Source organism: Planococcus circulans (assembly GCF_020023385.1).
Taxonomy (GTDB): domain Bacteria; phylum Bacillota; class Bacilli; order Bacillales_A; family Planococcaceae; genus Planococcus.
The window spans coordinates 41,007-63,551 of the sequence record NZ_JAIQCL010000013.1 but is presented as its reverse complement, the minus strand read 5'-3'; the positions used below and the strand labels follow the sequence as shown (position 1 = coordinate 63,551).

The window sequence follows — 22,545 nt, the reverse complement described above, 5'->3', positions numbered from 1 at the left end:
CTTACTTATAAAGACTTGCCGAATCGACATCGGCAAGTCTTTATCTTTAAAAGAAGACTTCATTTGATTTACGTTTTAATTATGCTATGTTTAACATATACGAATAAGTTCAGTCCATTAATTTGGATCCTATAAAAGAGGTGACAATATGACGACTAAATACAATATGGTGAAGCGGGCGGTTAAATCACGCATAATCGATGGAATCTATACGCCCAATCAAAAAATCAGTTCAGAAAGTGAATTGATGAAGGAATTTGGAGTGAGCCGCCATACGGTCAGATTAGCGATCGGCGATCTAGTATCAGCGGGTTGGCTGTATCGTGAACAGGGTTCAGGTACGTTTTGTGCAGATAGAAGCCTCCTAAAAAGCAACGACAATACGAACTCCCAAAAAAGCATCGCAATCGTAACTACGTACCTTTCAGATTATATTTTCCCTTCCATCATCAGGGGAGCAGAGTCAAAACTAAGCGAAGAAGGCTATCAAGTCAGTATTTTCAGCACAAACAATACTCACGAGATGGAACGCGGCGTTTTGGAAAAAATACTGTCCCAGCAGTTTGATGGCGTCATTGTCGAACCGACAAAAAGCGGCTCTTCAAACCCCAATATCTCTTTCTATTTAAAATTAGAACAACTTGATATTCCATATATTATGATCAATGCTTTCTATGATGAGTTAGAGCCCATCAGCATCGTTATGGATGATGAAAAAGGAGGTTTTTTGCAGACGGAACATTTGATCAAGCTTGGCCACAAAAACATAGTCGGTTGTTTTAAGACAGATGACAGGCAAGGCATCAAGCGGATGAAAGGTTTTTTAAAAGCGCACCGCCAAAATAATATCCCCGTAAGAGAAACACATATCATCACATACAATACAGAGGAAAAACAGACGAAACCCTTGGAAGAGCTTCAGAAATTGCTGGCGTCAAGCGATGGCTCCATTACAGGACTAGTCTGCTACAATGACGAGCTTGCCATGATGCTGCTGGAGTTATTGCGGAACAAGAATATAAAAGTTCCGGAAGACATTTCGATTGTGGGACACGACGACTCGATGTTGGCTGAAATATCAGAAGTGAAATTAACTTCAATAGTCCATCCGAAAAGTGAAATGGGAGAGCTGGCCGCAAATGCTATTATTGCGCTTATTGATTCTAAACATGATAAAACCAGTAATTACAATGCCAGTTCGATGATTTATGATCCAGAACTTATCGTCAGAAGTTCGACTAAAAATATGGAATTGTTGGAGAAGGTATAACCATATCTTAAGAGCTTAAAGCGGTATTTCTATTTGATGCATACCATCAAACAGAAATGCTGTTTTTTTGTTTTTAATTAAAAATAATCAGAAAATTCCGTTGCAAATTGTCTTGTTTCGTATTATAGTTAATTGTACGTACAAGATGAATTATTTGAACATGATATACGAACGTGTTGAAGAAGGAGTCCTCCAATTATTTTTTTGGCTCAAATGAAAGCGCTATCTATAATTGTCGGAAGACAGGCTCTAAAGCGGCAGTAAGGCGATTTTGATGTAAAGGAGAGATAGGCTATGGCAGAAGCGTTAAAAGCGACGGTTATATTGGATAAGAGCCATCAAATTGCGAAGGTGGATGAACGCATTTATGGGTCATTCATCGAACATTTAGGAAGAGCAGTATATGGTGGTATTTATGAACCCGGCCATCCGCTGGCGGATGAGCAAGGATTCCGTAAAGATGTTATTGAATTGGTAAAAGAGTTGAATGTACCGATCATCAGATATCCAGGCGGAAATATGTTGTCTTCCTATAATTGGGAAGATGGCGTGGGCCCGGTTGAAGATCGTCCACGGCGTTTAGAATTGGCTTGGCGAACGATTGAAACCAATGAGATGGGAACAAACGAATTTGCTGATTGGTCTAAAAAAACGAACTCTGAAGTGATGATGGCAGTCAATTTAGGGACACGTGGAATTGACGCAGCCAGGAACCTGATTGAATATACGAATCATCCCGGTGGTACATATTGGAGTGATTTAAGAAAGTCGCACGGTTACGAAGCACCACACAATATCAAAACCTGGTGTTTAGGAAATGAGATGGATGGGCCATGGCAAGTAGGCCAAAAAACTGCGCATGAATATGGAAGATTAGCGAAAGAAACTGCCAAAGCCATGCGACTGGTGGACCCAACCATTGAATTGGTAGCGTGCGGCAGTTCAAATTCAGATATGCCGACTTTTCCGGAATATGAAGCAACTACCTTAGACCATACTTATGAAGAAGTCGATTACATCTCACTCCATCAATACTATGGAAACTACTCAAACGATCCGGCCAACTATTTAGCCAAAAATATGGAAATGGACTATTTCATCAATACAGTCATTTCGACTTGTGATTACATCAAGGCAAAAAAACGGAGTAGAAAAACAATGTATTTAAGTTTCGACGAGTGGAACGTCTGGTACCATTCCAAAGAAAATGATCAAAAAATTGAGCCATGGACAATTGCGCCTCCTCAACTGGAAGACCATTATAACTTTGAAGATTCGTTATTGGTTGGCAGTATGCTGATTACGTTCCTGCAGCATGCAGATCGAGTGAAAATGGCTTGTCTCGCACAATTAGTGAATGTCATCGCGCCGATCATGACTGAAAACAATGGCCGGTCATGGAAACAAACAATTTTTTATCCATACATGCATGCGTCGTTATATGGTAGAGGGATTTCGCTTCAACCAATTTTAAACTCTCCTAAATACGACAGCAAAGACTTTACTGATGTTCCGTATATTGACTGTGCAGCCGTCTATAACGAGGAGACTGAAGAAGTAACCATTTTCATGGTGAATAAGCATCTTCAAGAGGCCATTCCAATAAGCTGCAATGTTAAGAGTTTTGATGGTTACCGGCTCGTGGAACATGTAGTCCTCGAAAATGAAGACTTAAAAGCAGTAAATACAGCGAGTCATCAGGCGGTTTCTCCTCACAGTAACGGAAGCGCAACACTGAATGACGGTTTGCTGGAAGTAAATTTATCGAAGACTTCTTGGAATGTGATCCGCTTAAAAGGAATTAATAAACTAAAATAGAATTTAAAGGAGGTGGCTTTTTAATCTTTTAAATTAGTTGCAAATTAGCCTTAAGCACGTAGGGGAATGTTCAAAACTCAAAATCACAAGGGGGATTTAATTTGAAGAAATTAACTGGTTTTATGCTATTGATTTTTGTATTGATACTTGCGGCTTGTGGTGGAGGCGGAGACTCTTCGAGCGATGCCGGTGAAGCAGATGCTGCAATTTCAGTCGGTGATGATATAGAAGGCGCTACTGAATTAAGCTTTTGGACATTCAATGAACTGCACATGGATCTATTTGAAGATTCTGCTACACAGTGGAATGAAGAAAACCCTGACAAGCCAATCAAGTTGAATGCACAGACTTATCCATTTGATCAAATGCACAATAATTTGTCTTTGGCCTTGCAGTCTGGAACAGGGGCACCGGATTTAGCTGATATTGAAATCAGACAATTTTCCAACTTCTTAAAAGGTGATGTTCAATTAGAACCTCTAAATGAGTACGTGGAGCCTGAACTTAAGAATAATGTTGAGGAACGTTTTAACCTGTATGAAAAAGACGGCAATTATTATGGCATCGATTATCATGTAGGAGCTACTGTGATGTACTATAACCAGGAAATCATGGACGAAGCTGGCGTCGATATCGATTCAATTGTGACTTGGGACGATTATGTAGAAGCTGGTAAACAAGTTACAGAGAAAACAGGCAAATCAATGACCACAGTTGAAACAACGGAACAATTCTCTCTGTTTCCACTGATCAGCCAAAGAGGATCAAATTATTTTGACGAAAATGGCGAAGTGATCATGGACAATGATGTGAACGTTGAAACTTTGCAATTCCTTCAAGATATGATCCACAAAGATGAAATTGCAGTAGCCGCACCAGGTGGTTTCCACCATTCTGAAGAATATTACGGGTTCATGAACGACGGTGGAGCTGCATCTCTTATGATGCCGATCTGGTACATGGGCAGATTCATTGATTATATGCCAGACCTGGAAGGTAAAATGCAAATCAGACCTCTTCCAGTTTGGGAAGAAGGCGGGAACAGAACAGCAGGAATCGGTGGTACTGCCACTGTAGTCACGAACCAAAGCGAATCTGCTGATCTTGCAAAAGAGTTCCTTGCTTATACAAAATTAACTGAAGAAGCAAACGTTAAATTATGGACGGTACTAGGCTTCGATCCGCCAAGATTCGATGTGTGGGACAACGAAGAAATGAAAGCTGACAACAAATACTACGATTACTTCCATACCGGCATCTTCGATATGCTGTCAGAAATACGCGAAGAAATTGCACCGATTTATTACACACCAGAATATAGCAGTGCGCAGCAAGAAGTAGAAAGCACTGTTTTATACAATGTATTGGTTGAACAGAAGCAAACACCTCAAGAAGCTTTGACGGCTGCTGCAGAGGCAGTTAAAAGCAGGCAGTCAGATTAAATTAGAATAAATGCAATTGAAGCCTGGACTGCCATATTCGTATGGCGGTCATAGGTTTTCTATGTAACTGAGTGAGAACGTACAAAGATCTTGAGTACAGAAAAGGAGGATTGAAAATGGTAAACGATCCTATAACGAATAAGCTGGAAGAAGCACCGAGTGAAAGGGTTTATAAAAAGCCAAGCAAACTGGCGTTTTTAAATTCAAAAAAAGTGGCACCTTATGTATTTATTTCACCTTTTATTTTATCCTTCTTAATACTGACTCTTTACCCTACAATCCAGGCATTCATCATGAGTTTCCAGCGAGTATTGCCAGGAAATGTTGAATTTATCGGGTTGAGCAATTATGAACGCATTTTTAACCCCACGTTTTTCCTAGCATTAAAAAATACCACTTTGTACGTTATCTTTACGGTTGTGATCTTAGTGGTCATTCCGATTCTGTTAGCGGTATTTTTAGATTCTAAGCTAGTGAGGTTTAAAACGATTTTCAGAGCATCGTTATTCATTCCTTCTCTAACTTCCATTATTGTCGCAGGTACGATTTTCCGTATGATGTTCGGGGAATCAGACACAGCAGTAGCAAATCAGGTTGTTACATTTTTTGGACTGGAAGCCATCGACTGGCGGTACAACTCATGGTCAGCGATGTTCCTGATGGTGACCCTTGCTTCATGGCGTTGGATGGGGGTCAATGTACTATACTTCTTGGCGGCGTTGCAAAGTGTACCTAAAGAATTATACGAATCGGCAGATATTGACGGTGCCAATGTCTTTAAGAAATTCCGCTACGTGACATTGCCATTTTTGAAGCCGATTACTATATTCGTGGTCACCATTTCGATTATCAACGGCTTTCGGATGTTTGAAGAAAGCTTTGTCTTCTGGGAAACCAGTTCACCAGGAAACATCGGTCTTTCAGTGATTGGCTATATCTATCAAGAAGGCATTCAACAGAATGATATGGGCTTTGGAGCAGCTATCGGAATTGTATTGATGTTGATCATCTTCGCAGTCAGCTTTATCCAACTCATACTTACTGGAGCCTTTAAAAGGAGCGATGAATAGATGAAGAAGAAAAAAAATAAAGCCCTGAAATGGATCGTCAACTTAAGTTTTGTCTTTATCTCTTTTATAGCCCTTTTCCCGGTATTCGGTTTGATCGTATCCTCTTTTCGTCCATCATCAGATTTGATGCGGAGCGGAATGAGCTTGACGTTTGATCTAGGCGATTTAAGCTTAAGCAACTATATTTTTATTTTCTCTCAAGCCGATTCCTACTGGCAGTGGTACGCCAACAGCTTGATTGTTTCATCACTTGTGATTTTCTTGTCCCTCTTCTTTTCCTCAATGGTGGGATACGCATTGGCGATGTATGATTTCAAAGGAAAGAACTTCATATTCACACTCGTGCTATTCATCATCATGGTGCCTTTTGAAATTTTGATGTTGCCGTTATATAAATTGATGATCACGTTGCAGCTTATCGATACCTACTTTGCGGTAATGCTTCCATTGATTGTGGCACCGATCGCCGTGTTTTTCTTCCGGCAATATGCACTTGGGCTTCCCAAAGAATTGATGGACGCCGCCCGAATGGATGGAACTACAGAGTACGGTATCTTCTTTAAAATCATGATGCCTTTGATGCTGCCATCCTTCGCAGCTATGGCGATTTTACAAGGGTTGAACAGCTGGAATAACTTCCTTTGGCCGCTTTTGGTTTTAAGGTCGGACAGTATGTTTACGTTGCCGGTTGGACTTGCGACATTGCTTACGCCATACGGCAATAATTACGATGTATTGATTGCGGGGTCTGTTATGACGATTCTTCCGATCGTCGTGTTATTTATATACTTCCAGCGCTTCTTTATTTCTGGATTGGCAGTTGGTGGCGTTAAAGGATAGAAAGAATTTCTTAACTTGGAGAGTGGCAGTATGAATGGCAAAGGGATAGTCACATCACTAGATTCAATTCTTCAGTGGGTAACCAGGTTTGTGGTTTTAAACTTGTTCTGGTTTTTCTATACAGCCCGTGGGTTCTTTGTACTTGGAATATTCCCGGCAACAGCTGCCGCTTTGAGAGTAATGAAGAGATGGCTCGATGGAGAACATGATATTCCTACCAGGCAATTATTTAAGCAATATTATAAAGAAGTCTTTAAAGATGCCAACAAAATCGGATGGACATTGTCCTCAATTGGAGCGGTCTTGTTCCTTAACTATAAGATTATCGAAGGTACTGATGATGGTGTATGGATTGGAACGATTTTCGGTTTCTATTTCATTACTTTTTTTTACCTTATTATAGTCGCTTGGACATTTCCTTTGTTTATTCAATTTGAAAATCAATGGTTTAAACATCTGAAAAGTGCGTTAATCATCGGGTTGGTTAAAATTCACTATACGATCGCCATATATTCTGTCATGTTTTCAATAGTCTACCTGACACTCACATACCCAGGGATTATTCCTTTTTTCTCGATCAGTTTATTTATTTGTATGTGGTACTGGTTATCGTCCCAAGTTTTGAATAAGTTACAAGTAAAAACGTAAAGCTTTTGCTAGAAAGTGAAAAAGAAATAGATTACAAAAACAGGAGAGATTGCAGATGCTGAAGATTGAAGAACCGGTCATAACAACCCGCATCGGGAGTGAACCAGTTTTACCTGAAAATATCCTTGTGGAATTTGAAAGCGGTGATAAGGCATCAGTTCCCGTGAAATGGGAGGAGTCTTTAACGGATTATTACAATGAAGCCGGTAAGTTCCAAGTTCATGGACAACTACAGCTTTTGGAATATCCTAATCCCCTCATCGAACAAAGAGCTGATCCTTATATCTATAAACATACGGACGGATATTATTATTTCACAGGTTCTTATCCTGAATATGACCGCATTGTTTTAAGGCGGTCCCAATCAATCGAAGGCCTGACGGAAGCAGAAGAAACGGTCATATGGACTAAACGTGAAAAAGGCATCATGTCTCTGCATATATGGGCACCGGAAATTCATTATATTGATGGGAAATGGTACATCCATTATGCCGCTGGAGATATTGATGACATATGGGCAATCAGGCCTTATGTATTAGAGTGTGAGACTGAGAACCCGCTTGAAGGCGAGTGGAGCGAAAAAGGGCAAGTCAATACGGACTTTAACAGCTTTTCATTGGATGCGACGACGTTTGCGCATAATGGAAAACGTTATCTTGTTTGGGCTCAAAAAGTTGAGGAAGACACCATTTCAAATCTTTACATTGCCGAAATGAGCAATCCATGGTCGATAAAGAACGACCAGGTGCTTTTATCAACCCCAGAGTTTGAGTGGGAGCAGGAAGGCTTTTTTGTAAACGAAGGTGCAGCTTTTATCAGCAGAAATGGTAAAGTATTCATTTCCTATTCGGGAAGTGCAACGGATGACCGGTATGTTATGGGGCTTTTAACGGCTGATGCCGATAGTGATTTGCTGGATCCGGAATCATGGACAAAATCGACTGAACCTGTGTTTACATCAAATAAGAAAACAGAAGAATATGGACCTGGCCATAATAGTTTTACGGTAGCAGAAGACGGAGAAACTGATTTGCTTGTCTATCACGCCCGTCCTTATAAAGAAATCCAAGGCAATCCACTGTATGACCATTACCGTCATGCCCGTGTACAACAATTACTTTGGAGCGAAGAAGGAACTCCTGTTTTTGGCTTTCCTGGACAAACGGAGCTTCTGATTAATCGGAAAATAATTGCTTCTATTGAAGTGAAGTAATCATATAGTTTTACAGACCCTTGGTGAAAAGGACGGGATTTAATGGATGGGAAAATGGAAGCGGCCGTATTGCATTCACTGGGTGAATTTCACACCGAACTTGTAGATATCCCTTCAATTAATGACGATGAGGTATTGATAAAAGTTAAGTATTGTGGAATTTGCGGTTCAGATGTTCCGCGTGCCATGTCACATGGCGCCCGGAAATATCCGCTTATACTGGGGCATGAGTTTGCTGGAGTAGTGGAAAAGAAAGGCGTAAATGTTGGCCATCTTGCAGTTGGAGATCGCGTTGTAGTTGCACCGCTCATTCCGTGTAATAAATGTGAATACTGTTTATCAAGCAATTACGGACTTTGTGATGATTACACTATTATTGGTACAGGAAGTGATGGTGCATTTGCAGAATACGTAAAAGCGCCTAAAAATCATGTGCTGCAACTCGATGATCGTATAGATTTTGAAACAGCTGCTGGGATAGAGCCGGCAACAATTGCCTATCATGCGGTGCAAAAAGCTGCCATACAACCCGGTGAGACAGTGGTCGTGATGGGGTGTGGACCTATTGGACAGCTGACAATCCAGTGGGCAAGGATATTTGGCGCAGCTAAGATTATTGCGGTGGATATTTTTGAAGAAAAGCTTGTTAAGGCAAAAGAGCTCGGTGCGAACTTTACATTCAATGCTAAATCTTGTAATCCGGTGGAAGAAATCATAAAAAATACAGGATTAGGAGCAGATGTCGTAATTGAAACTGCAGGCAGCTCCATCACTCAACAACAATCCATCTTGTCGGCTAAGAAAAAAGGGAGAGTGATCTTTTTAGGAATCACTCATACCGGTATAGACCTGGAAGAAAAAACGATGGATCACATTATGCGGGGGGAACTTAAGATTCAAGGATCCTGGAATTCTTACTCAGCTCCTTATCCAGGAATTGCATGGAAGGCCAGCTTGGATTTTATGGCTAAAGGAGAACTTGAATTCAAGTCTATGATTTCCCATAAAATCACCATTGATGAAGTTGGTGAATATTTCAAAGGAATGGCTGATAGAAGCCTTCGCTTCAATAAAGTATTGGTGTCTTTGGATAGGGAAGACCAAAAAATAGACGACAAAGAAAGAGAGATTGTTTTGGCTTTGTCCTAAAATTTAAGTCTATAAAGCACGCTAAAGACAATCTGCAGATATGAAAAATTTTTCGTGATAGAAAAAGGACCTTAATTGGTCCTTTTTTGCTTTTTATAAAGTGCTTAACTTTTTAACAACGGCCACCTCTTTGCCGAAGCAGTCTCCATCATCAATAAATCCTACATTCGTCTGCTTGCTGTTTTTCCTTATCTGAATGCCTTTCCCATTTCCCTCCCTTGGTATGTAACAGTGCAAGGCAGACATTCTGGGTAAGCAGTCTGTAAATTATTTTTTCTCAGTAGTATAATTGAGTTTAAGGAATCATATCGGACAATCATTTTTAAAGCATAACTTAACTTACTAAAGTCCAAGTTCTCGGAATTATATGCCGCTTACGGTGCACAGAAGTGAACGTCTCTTTGGCACAGGCCATATGATAAATTGATCTGGACTGCAATGAACCAACAATTCAGGAAGTGTTGTCATGAAAAAGCCAAATGTGCAATTACCATGAGAAAGAAGGGAGAAAATCATGATTAGAATTCACCTTGAAAGGGCTTTTGATGTCGGTCCAGAACTGCTTTGGGAACTTGTGGTTGATCCGGATCATTATCGTTTTTGGACAGAAACGTTCTCTGAAGGATCAACCTTTTATGGGGAGTGGACTAAGGGCAGCGCTATTCGTTTTGTGGCGGAAGATGAAAATGGGATGGAAAATGGCATGTTATCGGAAATTGTAGAAAGTCAGTGGCCAGAGTTTATTTCGATCAAGCACGTGGGCGTGGTGATGGATGGCGCCGATGACTATGATTCCCCTTTGGCTCGAGAATGGTCAGGAGCCTTCGAGAATTATCGATTTATTCCGCAGGCAGATGGCACATGTATTTTTGAAGTTGAGCAAGATTTGCCGGAGGGACAAGCCGAAGAGTTTAAAGAGAACTGGGGAAAATCTTTTGACCGCATGGCGACTCGGCTTGAAACCAGTGGAGATTTAGGGAAGGTCATAACCCTTCGCGAAAAGTCGCGCAATCGGCCAGAGATAATTTGGGAAAAGCTTGTCACGCCTGAAAAAGTTATGTCTTGGAATTACGCCAGCGACGATTGGCATTGTCCAAACGCTGAAAATACTTTAGCCTTCGGAGGCGAATTCCACTACGAAATGTCTGCAAAGGACGGCAGTGAGTCTTTTGATTTTTGGGGTACTTATACGGAAATTGAACCAGGCAAAAAATTATATTTTGTGTTGGGTGACGGGCGCAACGTGCGAATCGATATCTTTGAGAAACCTTATGGCTGTTTGATTGAAGAACGCTTCGAGGCAGAACAGCAAAACGATTTGCATCTTCAGCGCCAAGGGTGGCAAAGCATTCTGAAAAATTTGGCCCGCTAATGTAGAGTCGTTGCATCATGAAAAAGAACTAGGGAACTTTTGGAATAGCCCCTGTAAAGTGAAGACTCACAGGGGCTATTTTTTGATTTGACATGCAAAAGCACTGTGCCAGTTTAGCCAATTACCCAGCGGGTAGATACTTATAGATGATATGTACCAAATCTATTTCAGAAGAGGTGTCCATAAATGAAAAACGAATTGACTATAAAAAACAAACTGGGACTCGGCACAGCGCCGCTTGGCAATATGTTCAGAGCAGTTCCGGAAGACGAAGCGATGCAGACGATCCAGTCGGCATGGGAAGAAGGCATCCGCTATTTTGATACGGCGCCGTTTTATGGTGCAGGATTGGCTGAAATGAGGCTCGGTGAAGTTTTGTCTTCCTATCAGCGTGATGACTTCCTGCTGAGTTCGAAGGTCGGCCGGATTATACTGGACGAAGAGGAAGAAAAAGAGGGGCTGTTTGAGCATGGCCGCAAGAATAAGATCCAAACGGATTACACGGAAGCAGGCACACTCAAATCGATTGAAGACAGCCTGAAGCGTTTAAAAACAGACCGCTTGGACATGGTTTTTGTGCATGACCTCTCGCCGGATTTTCTTGGGGATGAATGGATCACGAAGTTCGATGAAGCGCGAAAAGGAGCATTTAAGGTGTTGGATCGCCTCAGAGACGAAGGCGTGATCAAAGCGTGGGGACTTGGTGTCAATACAACTACCCCGATTGAAGTAGCGCTTGAACTGGAAGAATCCCATCCGGACTTGAGCTTGTCCGCTACACAATACACGCTGCTTCAACATGAGCGTGCCTTGGAACGGATGATGCGGCTCGCGCAGGAAAAAGAAGGCGGACTCGTAATCGGATCAGCATTCAACTCGGGTGCATTGCTCGGCGGAGATTATTTTGATTACCAGGAAATCACGCCTGACATCAAAAAAAGAGTCGAACGATTCAATGATGTGGCAAACAATCACGGTGTAAACTTGAAAGATGCCGCGCTGCAGTTTTCGACAGCACATCCTGCAGTGAAAGCAGTGGTAACGGGTTCGACACGGCCGGACCGCATCAAGGAAGACCTGCAGGCGATGAAGACATCTATTCCCGCTGCTTTTTGGGAAGAGTTGGTGGAGACTGGGTTGGTTTCTGCTAAAGCGGTTTTGCCAGGGAAATAAGGTGTCATTCCTATAGGACGAAGAAGAAAGGTTCCGGTAATTTATCCCGAGCCTTTTTTGCATAGACTTCAATTCTTAAAATGATTGTTGCTCTTGTTTCCGCAAATATATTGCGTCAAAATAGGTTAAAATAGTTACATTGTGCATTACTGGAGGTAATAGTTTGAAAATTAAAAAAGCAAATGAAGAAGATAGTAAAGGTATAGCAAGCGTTTACGTTGAAAGTTGGAAGACGACTTATCAAGGATTAGTCCCAGACAGTTACTTAGACAAATTATCCTATGAAAAAGCAGAACAAAAGTGGCTTGATTTTTTAAACAGTGAAGAAGATCCTTTTATTTTTGTTGCAGTGAATGATGCAGAAAAAATTATCGGCTTTGCATCAGGTAAAAGTCTTAATGATGAAAATTTTAATGGAGAATTATATTCACTTTATCTATTATCGGAATGCAGAGGATTAGGCATAGGAAGACAACTTGTTTCAACTATTGCGAAGCATTTTATTGAAAGAGACATTGATTCCATAATGGTGTGGGTAATGGAACAAAATGAATCCGGACTTGGTTTCTATAAACGGCTCGGAGGAAAGGAATATCTTCGTAAGACGAGCGAGTTTGGAGGGAAAATAGTTAATGATGTAGCTTATGGTTGGAAAGATGTCTCTGTATTAGTTATGAAAGAGTAAAAATAACTGTCAGCGTCTTTTCGGACTTTCCGAGATGCCCTGGATTAATTACTTGTTTTCTACTTGGAGATCTATTGACTAATCGTAAGAAAAAACAGTTTGCAGATCACGATTTCACAGAAGTAGTTCATGCCCCGGTCAATAAGAAAAGAACTGTAGAATGATCTCTACAGTTCTCAATGCATGTCCAAGGGTTAGGAGCGGCCCAATAATTAAGGAAAGGCCACCGACCCAGCGCCCTGGAAACCAAAAAGTAGAAATATCTTTATCAGAAGATGTGTTTATCTGTTTTTTATGATTCATGAACAAGTTCATCTCCACCAATTTATTTAAACTTTTTTAGCCTTCACTAATTCATGAAAACAGCTGTTGCTTGCCATCGTATCGCTTTTTATCAATAAAAATTCCAGTATTTACGATTTCAAAATGATATGTTTTTTAGTTAGTATATCATCATCTATTATTGCTGAGACTCAATCTAATAATTATGAAATTGAACAATCATAGGCCTATTAAAAGGTAAACCGATGCGGTATTTAACTTATAGAACGTTTGAATAATGAGGATGGCGGGAAGAGAAGGAGCTGGAGCTGATTGCTATTTTACTTGATTCCTGTGCTTCTTCGAATACTACAAACAAAACAGGGCTCAAGCTTATGTGTATTACCCCTAGACAAACCTTACAAAAGGAGAGGATAGTATGACGAAAATTAAAGCTGCAGTCACGCCAAAAACAGGGCAAGCGTTTGAAATCACTGATATTGAATTGCCGGAACTGGGTTCGGGAGATGTTTTAATAAAAGTAGCAGCCTCCGGAATATGCCATACGGATGTTTCAGGGAGAGACACCGGTATGGTCGATCCACCCGCAGTTCTGGGCCACGAAGGCGCCGGAATTGTTGAAGAGATCGGATCTGAAGTCACTGAACTTCAAAAAGGAGATCATGTGGTTGTTTCATTTGCAAGTTGCGGAAAATGTGATAATTGCATAGGCGGTCACCCTGCACATTGCAGGTATTATGGTGAACTTAATCTCAATAGCCACATAGATCCAGATACGAATACATTGGTTTCCAGGTTCTTTGGTCAGTCTTCATTTGCAACATACTCACTCGTCAACCAAAGGAATGTTGTGAAAATTGATAAGGGTATGGATTTAGCTTTGGCGGCTCCACTAGGTTGTGGCCTGCAAACCGGAGCTAGTAGTGTTTTGAATGTGCTGAAGCCAGAAGCAGGCAGTTCTATTGCGGTATTTGGTGTCGGAGCCGTAGGATTAAGTGCGATCATGGCTGCTAAAATTGCAGGTTGTAAAAACATTATTGGAATTGACCTTCATGAAAATCGCTTAGAACTGGCTGAAGAGCTGGGTGCAACAGCTACTATAAAAAGTGGCAAGGGTGTCGATGTTGCGGAAAAGATTAAAGAAATTACTGGGGCAGGAGTACAGCACGTTCTTGATACGACCGGAGTCGATATAGTGATTGCACAGGCAATCGACTCATTGGATACTTTTGGGAAAATAGTTACTGTCGTTACTGATTTTAACCTTTCTATACCTTTGGAAGCATTGGCATTAAAAGGCGGAAGTATTACAGGGACCAGTCAAGGTGATGCAAGTCCACAAACATTCATTCCGGAAATGATTTCTTACTATAAAAATGGACAATTTCCTTACGATCGAATGGTAAAATTCTTTGAATTTGATGAAATCAATAAGGCTTTTGAAGAATCGGAGAATGGGTCAGTCATTAAACCGGTTCTGAAAATTAATTACTGAATTCTATATAAGAAAAGGGAACTTGTTGAAAACAAGTTCCCTTTTTTATTGAAATCCGGATAGTTTACAGTGATTATGTCTGAACCATTCAAAAAAATTAGTCGAATTGGAAACTGCGCTTTACTGTAAAATCATTTTAATCTACATAAATTACATGGTAAAAGGTTGAGTGGGTTTATATTCCTAAAACAGTATTTTCGAACTACATAGTCAATTTATTTTTAAAATTCCATTTTCAGTTTTCTGTTACTATATAACCCTTTTGATTAATTACTCTGAAAACTTAGTTTATGTAATGCACAAACTAACATTTCGTTGGTATAATCACGTTAAGTTTGCAAATGAAAACGCTTTCTTTTGATGAATTGCAATCTTAAAACTTTAGACAGGAGGTAGGATTGGAGATTTCTGAAGACCTTTTTTAAAAAAACGAAGTAAAAAGGAGAGATAGAAATGCTGAAAGTTCTACGTAAACCCATAATCACCGGCTTAGCTTTGACCCTCTTATTACCTGCAGGACTGAATAGTTCCGCAAATGCTGAAGATTCCCTGAAGGCTTTGGACGTTGATCCGATCCATGAACGATACGAGGATTCCTTTGCAATTGGCGCTGCGGTGGAGCCGTTTCAGCTTGAAGGTGAAAGCGGAGAAGTGCTGAAGCATCACTACAACAGCATTGTGGCTGAAAATGTGATGAAGCCAATTTCAATCCAGCCTGAAGAAGGGAAATTCAATTTTGAAGAAGCAGATAAAATCGTCAAGTTTGCGAAAGAAAATAATATGGAGGTCCGTTTTCATACGCTAATTTGGCATAGCCAAGTCCCCGAATGGTTCTTCCTAGATAATAACGGCAAGCCGATGGTTGATGAAACGGATGCCAAGAAACGTGAGAAAAACAAAAAAATTGTTCTTAAACGTGTGGAAAAGCACGTGAAAGAAATAGTCAAACGCTATAAAAATGACATCGATTCATGGGATGTGGTCAATGAAACCATCGATGACGGAGGCGGCCTTCGAGAATCTCAATGGTACCAATTGACAGGAACTGATTATATCAAAGTCGCTTTTGAGACTGCCAGAAGATATGCCGGCAAAGATGCTAAGCTTTACATCAACGATTACAATACCGAAGTAGAACCAAAACGGACAGATTTATACAATCTTGTTAAAGACTTATTGGCTGATGGAGTACCGATTGATGGGGTAGGACATCAGGGGCACATTCAATTAGGCTGGCCTTCCCTTCAGGAAACCGAGGATTCCATCAACATGTTTGCGAGCCTTGGATTAGACAATCAAATTACGGAATTGGATATCAGTCTTTACGGCTGGCCGCCAAGACCGGCTTATCCAACTTATGGCGAAATCCCTGAAGACCGTTTCCAAGCGCAGGCAGAACGCTATAATGACTTGTTTGAATTATATGAAAGACTGGATGACAAAATCAGCAGCGTCACATTCTGGGGCATTGCAGATGACCATACCTGGTTGAATGATCGTGCTGAAGAATACAATGATGGCGTCGGTGTGGACGCACCATTTGTTTTTGGCCGCGATTATAAAGTGAAACCTGCCTACTGGGCAATTATGGATTAATAAAAAAGCTATGTGAGATTTTTAAAAGAAATCCATTTTGAACTGCATTTTCGTTGTTTGGCACTGCTGACGACGGAAATGCAGTTTTTCTATGGCAAATTTATGTTCCGAAGCAAACTATGGATCGGAAAAAGTAATGTTGAAGCTTGGCATGAAATTTTAAGGAGTATTGAATGGAAATGAATTGTTGATTTCGATTGTATAGCTTTGCTTAGTAGTACGACCCGAACGCACCCTTTTTGCAGAAGTGCCTTTTACGAATGCTTTAAAAGATGAGTGCTCTAAAATTTCAAGTAAGAGGCTTGCTAGATAAAAAGAGGAATTTCTTAACGGATAGCGAAAGTATGATATTGGAAGGTAAGAAAAAATATAGGGGATGGGTTGATGTGCTTGGGATCTGAAGATATACATTTAAAAAGAGATGCCTCTTTGCCAAAACATCGAAAAGTTCTATTGCAAAACGCTTTGAAGGACTTAATGGCAGATGTGAATGTTCTCGCTATTTACCTGGCAGGATCGTTAGCGAAACAAAACTTTGACAACTACTCAGATATAGACCTGCACATAATTGTAAAGCCTGAAAAGAGAACTGCATTCATTGAGAAGAAATGTGTCAGAGCGGAGAAATGGGGAAACGTGCTGTTTCATGAAAATACTAATCCGGGAGAGCCTGTGGTGGTTACGCATTATGATTGTTTTGTCAAAGTGGATAGCTGGTATCATGCTCCGGATGAAATTATCCCGTCCATCTGGCTAAAAGGAGTAGAAGTACTTTACGATCCCAACCGCCTAATAAGTCCAGTCATAAAAGAGTCATCCAACATCCATTATAAAATTTCGACAGAAGAAGTGGAGTTCTGGAAAGGGAAGATTCTCGCATTTGCTCATGAAATGTATCGTGCCGTGATGAGGAAGGAAATGCTTCACGCTGAATTTAATTTGGATAGGATGCGGTGGCTAGTTGTTTCTGGCTGGTATATGGAAATGGATGAACATTTTGATGCTTCTTATGGCAGTTGGTCAAAAGTTGAAGGAAAAAGAAGCATCCTGAATAGTAGGCAGCTATCTGTATTAGAGGAGTGGAGATGCAGGAGAGAGTCGGATGAACTCCTGGTAACAGTCACATCCATGATTCCTGAAATCCTTAGATTGAATCGGCGTCTAAGTGAAAAGACAGGCATGAATGCCGACGAAAAACACTTCCAAAACATATTGGAAATGGTTACTTAGCTATTTCCTTATTAAGTGATCATGTTAAATAAAATGCAGGAGGGACTTGAAATGAAAGTTGTTTTACTATTTGGTCCCCAAGCAGTCGGGAAAATGACAGTAGGGCAAGAATTATCGAAAATCACGAGCTTGAAACTATTCCACAACCATATGACCATTGATTTATTGGAACCCTTTTTTGGGTTTAGTTCGGAAATGTGGAGGTTGTCGAACATCTTTCGCGAAGAGATATTTCGGTCTTTTTCCAAAAGTAATGAATATGGAATGGTATTTACTTTTGTATGGGCCTTCAACCAAAAAGAGGATTGGGAAAAGGTCGAAAATATGTGCAGTATATTTAATGCTCAAGGAGCCCAGTGCTATTTTGTAGAATTGTCAGCAGATGTGGAAGTAAGGCTTAAACGAAATAAAACACCTAATAGGTTGGAACAAAAACCAACTAAAAGAAATCTAAAGCAATCTGAAGAAAATTTATTGATGTCTATGGACACTTTGAGATTAAATTCTGAAGAAGGGGAAATTCAAAAGGATCATTACTTTAGAATCGATAACACCAACCTGAGCGCTGAAGTAGTTGCCGAAATGATCAAAAAGAAATTTGATCTGTAGTTTTGGAACATCAAGTTGCAGGAAGGATTATTATAATAGCTTTAAGTTAGAGAGGAGGAAATCCTGTTGGGATCACGAATCATGCATTTAATCATTGCGGATCAAGTTTCCAAAAATCTGTCGATTGAAAATAAGCAGACTTTCCTTTTAGGAGGAATTGCACCGGATGCGGCTTTAACAAGAGAAAGGAAAACGGAATCCCATTTTTTAGAGGGAAGTTTAGAGAATGGAACAAGACGAGTGAACTATAATTGTTTCACCGAAAAATACCGTTCAGTAATTCAAAGTGACTATGCACTAGGATATTTAACGCATTTGATTTCCGACGATGTTTGGATGAAAGAGGTATATTTTAAAAACAATTTCAAGAACCGCGTAGATGCGGATCCTGGCCTGCTTGATAGATGGCATAACGATTTTAGGAAGTTAAACGGTCAATTGATTGAATGGTTTGAGTGCGGGAACCTTGAGAATGAATTGAAAAATGTTCCGATTCCTAAAAACAACATAATTGAAATCGAGTCGGAGAATCTGCAGAAATTTAAAGAAGAAGCGCTACTGGACTTTGTCTATACTGAAGATGACTTAAAAGAAGAGTTGGAAGTCTATACATTGAAACAAATCTTGGATTACATAAATGCAGCAGTAAAAGAAACTATCGATGTTTACATATCAGCTAAAGAGAAGCTCGAGGATTCAAAGTAATGCAATGACCTACAAGTTTTATCATTTATCGTGCGAATCTGGTTAGGGCTGATAGAGGTACTCCAACTCAAATTAGAATTGTCCAAAACGAGTTTATTCCCTAAATGAGTTTTAATTGTTTCATAAAATCAACTCCATCAGAAGAAACCCAATAGCCCTTGATTTTTTTATTCTCTATATAAAAAATATCAGTCCCATCAAATGAAATCTCTTTCCCTCTATCAACAGTTACTCCATCCATTTTTCCATTATATTTTCCTGTGAAATTCCAGCGAGCAGAAATATAGTTTCCTTCTTCAATCGGTTCAACAATTAATGACATTTGATATTCATCAAAAAAATAAGTTCCCGACAAAATTACATCTCTCAACGCTTCTGGACCACTGTATCTTTTTGAATCCTTCCCATCAGTTCTTGCCTGATGCACTATGCATTCGTGATGTGCGATTTCATCGATTAAGGAGATATCTGTATTCCAAGCTTCCATCCACTTTCGGTATAAATCTTTATTACTCATACTAATCCCATCCTTTTTTTGGTTGTATTAAAATTTAGATTCAATGATGGACAAAAAAGCCCGCCAGATGCCGGATCATGGCAACTGGCGGAGCATTTAAATTGAAATCAGCTCTGCTGCGCATGATAAACTTCCTCAAAAGGCTGTACGACGACAAAGCCGTTGCCGGAAAACTTCATCTGCACCGATTCACCGCTGCCTCTGCCAAACAGGCTTTTCAGCTGGATATCGGTGACGAAATCCGGTTCGAGGCTGCCCGACCATGCGACTGTTGCGTTGGGGTCAGTGAATACCGGTCTGTCAGGCGTGACGAGCAAAGTGAGCGGTTCGTAATGAGATGTGAACGCGACAAGTCCATGTCCTTCCAGGCGGACATTGAACAGGCCACCTGCCATCATTCCGGCTACGCGGCGCATGAGTTTGATGTCCCAATTCAGGCCGTCCTGGAATGCGAGCAGGTCGTTTCCGTTAATGTAGATGCTTTCGCCTTCCAGATCCAGAATGGTGATTTTCTTGCCCCGATCCGCAATATAAAGTTTCCCGTTTCCATTTGCCTTCATCAGCTGTGCGCCTTCGCCACTGAAGGCTTTTTTGACGAATTTCCCCAGCCCATGCTCAAGCATGCCTTCCCGCTCAAATTTGATGTTTCCTTCATAAGAAATCATGGACCCGGCTTTAGCCCAGACCAAGCCGTTCAAGTTCACTTCCAAAAGTCGATCCGTCTCAAGTTCAAAAAATTCACGTGCGCTTTCGTCTTGCTGTGTTTTCTGTACAAATTGGTGAATGGAGTATTTGGACATAAGAATTCCTCCTTTAATCGGATAACAGTATGTACGTTTCAGTGGAAAAATAGTTCCGGTGAAAAAAGGATTTGCGTAGCTTTCTGTTATTTCTCTAAAAGAGGAGTTTATTTGTCGGGAAAGGAAATAGTAGTTATATAGCTTTCAAATAGAGGAGGAAGGTAATTATGGACAATGCCAAAGAAGGATTTATCCCTGTTACTGGGGGAAATGTCTGGTACCGGATCAGCGGAAATGGCCCCGGCATCCCGTTAGTGGTGCTGCACGGGGGACCGGGATCGAAAAGCAGTGATAGTGATCCGCTCCGCCAATTGGGAACAGACCGGCCGGTGATCCATTACGACCAGCTTGGATGCGGCAAATCGGATCGCCCCACAGATACCGCTTTATGGACAGTGGAGCGTTTTGTGGAGGAGTTGGAACAAGTTATTCAGGCGCTTGAACTGAAAGAGTTTCATTTGCTGGGCCATTCGTGGGGGACCATGCTGGTCGCTTCTTATTTGTTCAAAAAACCTAAAGGCGTCCGCAGCGTTATTTTTTCCGGACCGGTGTTAGATGCGCAGAGATGGGAGCAGGACCAGCGGAATTACTTAAAGCAATTCCCGCAAGAAATCCAAGAGACGATTGAAAAGAGCGAGCGGAACCAAACGACGGAAACGGAAGAGTATGGACAGGCGATAATGGCTTATTATAAACGCCATATGTGCCGCGTTGATCCGTGGCCAAAAGAGATGGAGGAAGATATGGAACAGCTGAATCATCAAATTTACAACTTTATGTGGGGGGCTTCTGACTTTACCGTCACCGGAACGTTAAAGAACTTTGATGCGACTGGGCGCTTGTCTGAAATTGAAATTCCAACACTGTTTTCATGCGGCCGATTTGATGCAGCCAGTCCTGAAGCGACGGAGTATTATGCGGGACTGGTTCAAGACGGTGAATTCCATGTGTTTGAAAACAGTTCCCATATGCCGGGAATAGAAGAACCGGAAGCATATGTGGAGACGGTCCGCGAGTGGGTGAACCGCCAGGAATTGCGGCCCGGTGCATAAAAACAAACTTTGCTCAGTGGGATTGAAAAACCCACTGAGTTTTCATTTCTCCAACATCTCCGATGAAATTTAGCCATGGAAAGTTTTAACTGACTAACTGCTGAGTATCTTCTTGTAACTCACCCTCAAACTTCGTTGGTGAATTTGCCGAGAGTCAGGTGATAAACGGTATAACGCAATCCTCATGTTTTCAGTGATGAAATAAGGTTGATTTATTTGTCAAATATATAACAAAAAAATAGAAATTCGTCTTATGAGAGCGTATAATGCAAAGTGAAAAATGGATGTATACATATATATAGAAGGAACGGCTTTTGTTTTTTTCAAAACATTGTATAGAGAGAGGAGGGAAAACTGAGTTAATTGCATTAAACCCACCAAAACAAGCTGCTGCTTCTTTTATCATGCGCTGCCTACTGCCTATTGGGTTTATGTCCAAAAAACTTATTGGACGAAATTAGTCTGACACTTAGTTTACTGGAAATAACTTTAGGGGGTTGAAAAATGGAACCGCAATTAAATCATGTTTTTTCGTTTGCCCATAAAGAAGGAAAAGCTTATTGGTTTGATGGCAATCTTGTGGAAATCAAAGCATCCGGTGAAGAAACAAATGATGTTTTTTGCTTAATTGAAGGAGTGCATCCAGCAGGTTATGAAACGCCGCTGCATCTTCATCGAAATGAAGAAGAAACCATGTATATTTTAGAAGGTGAAGTGATCTACACCATCGGCGATAAAACGGTGACAGGAAAAGTTGGAACCATCATTCACGCGCCGCGCAACATGCCGCATAAGTTTAAAGTGGTAAGCGCAGAGCCGGCTAGAACATTGAATCTGTTAACGCCTGCTGGAGGAGAACAATTTTACATTGAATCAGGTGTGGCAGCGAATGAACACAAATTGCCGCCGGATACGCTGAAGCCGGATATCGAGAAAATGATGGCAGCTTCCCAGAAATATGGCATCGAACTGTTGGGATAACCTGTATACAGAGTCTCTTTACCGATCCGTATTGAAATTGCCGTATGCTTTATTAAACTCCAAAAATGGGGAGGGTGATGAAAGTGGTACAGCAAATGAGTAACGCGTTTTCGTTTGCACATGGAGAAGGGGATGCCTATTGGTTTAACGGCACGTTAATGGAAGTAAAAGCAAGCGGCGAAGAAACGAATGGTGTTTTCAGTTTGATTGAAGGACTCTTGCCGCCAGAGTACGAAACGCCGTTGCATGTCAAAAGCAATGAAGAAGACATGTATTATGTATTGGAAGGCGAACTGACATTCACCGTCGGGGAAAAAACAATCATCGGAAATCCAGGTACGTTTATTTATGTGCCCCGCCACATTAAGCACAAATTTAAAGTCGAAGGGTCCTTGCCCGCTAAAGTGCTGTTTATGTTCACGCCTGCAGGAGTGGAACAATTTTTCATTGAGATGGGCGAACCAGCAATTGAGTATGAATTGCCGACGGATCCTGTTGAATTTGATATGGACAAATTTGTGGCAACCGCAAAGAAATACGGCATCGAAATTCTAGGTTGAAATAAAGCGATACGGCTAATACTGCACGTTAAGGAAAA

Annotated in this window: 21 protein-coding genes; 19 read left to right on the top strand and 2 right to left on the bottom strand. The window is 40.9% G+C overall.

The genetic code is table 11. The annotated features are described in order from the left end of the window. The first annotated feature begins 148 nt into the window (after nucleotides 1-148). The 16 genes from K8U60_RS17265 (at nucleotide 149) to K8U60_RS17190 (ending at nucleotide 18,597) form a co-directional block, all read left to right on the top strand. Nucleotides 149-1,270, top strand: coding sequence for a GntR family transcriptional regulator (locus K8U60_RS17265; protein WP_223643068.1), 1,122 nt, complete (start codon nucleotides 149-151; stop codon nucleotides 1,268-1,270). Nucleotides 1,271-1,564: 294 nt separating this feature from the next. Beyond that, nucleotides 1,565-3,088 carry an arabinosylfuranosidase ArfA gene (arfA, locus tag K8U60_RS17260; protein WP_223643066.1) on the top strand — a complete coding sequence of 508 codons (1,524 nt, stop codon included), beginning with the start codon at nucleotides 1,565-1,567 and terminating at the stop codon, nucleotides 3,086-3,088. 101 nt (nucleotides 3,089-3,189) lie between these two features. Next, nucleotides 3,190-4,530 carry an ABC transporter substrate-binding protein gene (locus K8U60_RS17255; RefSeq protein WP_223643064.1) on the top strand — a complete coding sequence of 447 codons (1,341 nt, stop codon included), beginning with the start codon at nucleotides 3,190-3,192 and terminating at the stop codon, nucleotides 4,528-4,530. A 116-nt stretch (nucleotides 4,531-4,646) separates the two neighbouring features. Continuing rightward, on the top strand, nucleotides 4,647-5,600 hold the full coding sequence (locus K8U60_RS17250; RefSeq protein WP_223643062.1) for a carbohydrate ABC transporter permease: 954 nt from the start codon (nucleotides 4,647-4,649) through the stop codon (nucleotides 5,598-5,600). Continuing rightward, the gene (locus K8U60_RS17245) at nucleotides 5,601-6,440 is read left to right on the top strand and encodes a carbohydrate ABC transporter permease (protein WP_223643060.1); all 840 of its coding nucleotides are present in this window, start codon (nucleotides 5,601-5,603) and stop codon (nucleotides 6,438-6,440) included. A 30-nt stretch (nucleotides 6,441-6,470) separates the two neighbouring features. Then, nucleotides 6,471-7,088, top strand: a complete 618-nt coding sequence (locus K8U60_RS17240; protein ID WP_223643058.1) for a YesL family protein — start codon at nucleotides 6,471-6,473, stop codon at nucleotides 7,086-7,088. A 49-nt stretch (nucleotides 7,089-7,137) separates the two neighbouring features. After that, nucleotides 7,138-8,301, top strand: a complete 1,164-nt coding sequence (locus tag K8U60_RS17235) for a family 43 glycosylhydrolase (RefSeq protein WP_411730379.1) — start codon at nucleotides 7,138-7,140, stop codon at nucleotides 8,299-8,301. Between the two features lie 42 nt (nucleotides 8,302-8,343). Then, nucleotides 8,344-9,450, top strand: coding sequence for a galactitol-1-phosphate 5-dehydrogenase (locus K8U60_RS17230; RefSeq protein ID WP_223643054.1), 1,107 nt, complete (start codon nucleotides 8,344-8,346; stop codon nucleotides 9,448-9,450). Between the two features lie 514 nt (nucleotides 9,451-9,964). Continuing rightward, the gene (locus tag K8U60_RS17225; protein ID WP_223643052.1) at nucleotides 9,965-10,822 is read left to right on the top strand and encodes an SRPBCC family protein; all 858 of its coding nucleotides are present in this window, start codon (nucleotides 9,965-9,967) and stop codon (nucleotides 10,820-10,822) included. A gap of 186 nt (nucleotides 10,823-11,008) precedes the next feature. Next, entirely contained in the window at nucleotides 11,009-11,995 is a 987-nt protein-coding gene (locus tag K8U60_RS17220; RefSeq protein WP_223643050.1) for an aldo/keto reductase, read from the top strand. A 163-nt stretch (nucleotides 11,996-12,158) separates the two neighbouring features. After that, nucleotides 12,159-12,680, top strand: a complete 522-nt coding sequence (locus K8U60_RS17215; RefSeq protein WP_223643048.1) for a GNAT family N-acetyltransferase — start codon at nucleotides 12,159-12,161, stop codon at nucleotides 12,678-12,680. Between the two features lie 700 nt (nucleotides 12,681-13,380). Further along, entirely contained in the window at nucleotides 13,381-14,457 is a 1,077-nt protein-coding gene (locus K8U60_RS17210; protein ID WP_223643045.1) for an NAD(P)-dependent alcohol dehydrogenase, read from the top strand. A gap of 453 nt (nucleotides 14,458-14,910) precedes the next feature. Then, nucleotides 14,911-16,053, top strand: a complete 1,143-nt coding sequence (locus K8U60_RS17205) for an endo-1,4-beta-xylanase (RefSeq protein ID WP_223643043.1) — start codon at nucleotides 14,911-14,913, stop codon at nucleotides 16,051-16,053. Nucleotides 16,054-16,437: 384 nt separating this feature from the next. Further along, nucleotides 16,438-17,283 carry an aminoglycoside 6-adenylyltransferase gene (locus tag K8U60_RS17200; RefSeq protein ID WP_223643041.1) on the top strand — a complete coding sequence of 282 codons (846 nt, stop codon included), beginning with the start codon at nucleotides 16,438-16,440 and terminating at the stop codon, nucleotides 17,281-17,283. A gap of 51 nt (nucleotides 17,284-17,334) precedes the next feature. After that, nucleotides 17,335-17,892, top strand: coding sequence for a DEAD/DEAH box helicase family protein (locus K8U60_RS17195; RefSeq protein ID WP_223643039.1), 558 nt, complete (start codon nucleotides 17,335-17,337; stop codon nucleotides 17,890-17,892). 81 nt (nucleotides 17,893-17,973) lie between these two features. Then, nucleotides 17,974-18,597 (top strand): zinc dependent phospholipase C family protein, encoded by a 624-nt coding sequence (locus K8U60_RS17190; protein WP_223643037.1) that lies wholly within the window; start codon nucleotides 17,974-17,976, stop codon nucleotides 18,595-18,597. 100 nt (nucleotides 18,598-18,697) lie between these two features. Here K8U60_RS17190 and K8U60_RS17185 read toward each other — a convergent pair whose 3' ends face one another. Continuing rightward, the gene (locus K8U60_RS17185; RefSeq protein WP_223643035.1) at nucleotides 18,698-19,114 is read right to left on the bottom strand and encodes an ester cyclase; all 417 of its coding nucleotides are present in this window, start codon (nucleotides 19,112-19,114) and stop codon (nucleotides 18,698-18,700) included. 107 nt (nucleotides 19,115-19,221) lie between these two features. Next, nucleotides 19,222-19,914: an AIM24 family protein gene (locus K8U60_RS17180; protein WP_223643033.1), complete on the bottom strand. Its 693-nt coding sequence runs from the start codon at nucleotides 19,912-19,914 to the stop codon at nucleotides 19,222-19,224. 167 nt (nucleotides 19,915-20,081) lie between these two features. On the opposite strand from K8U60_RS17180, the gene K8U60_RS17175 reads away from it, so the two are divergent. From K8U60_RS17175 to K8U60_RS17165, 3 genes are all read left to right on the top strand, one after another. Continuing rightward, complete coding sequence (locus tag K8U60_RS17175) at nucleotides 20,082-20,966, top strand: proline iminopeptidase-family hydrolase (protein WP_223643031.1); 885 nt, start codon at nucleotides 20,082-20,084, stop codon at nucleotides 20,964-20,966. A 504-nt stretch (nucleotides 20,967-21,470) separates the two neighbouring features. Beyond that, nucleotides 21,471-21,947, top strand: coding sequence for a cupin domain-containing protein (locus K8U60_RS17170; protein ID WP_223643029.1), 477 nt, complete (start codon nucleotides 21,471-21,473; stop codon nucleotides 21,945-21,947). Between the two features lie 83 nt (nucleotides 21,948-22,030). Further along, a complete protein-coding gene (locus K8U60_RS17165; protein WP_223643027.1) occupies nucleotides 22,031-22,507 on the top strand; it encodes a cupin domain-containing protein in 477 nt (158 codons plus the stop codon). Nucleotides 22,508-22,545: the final 38 nt, after the last annotated feature.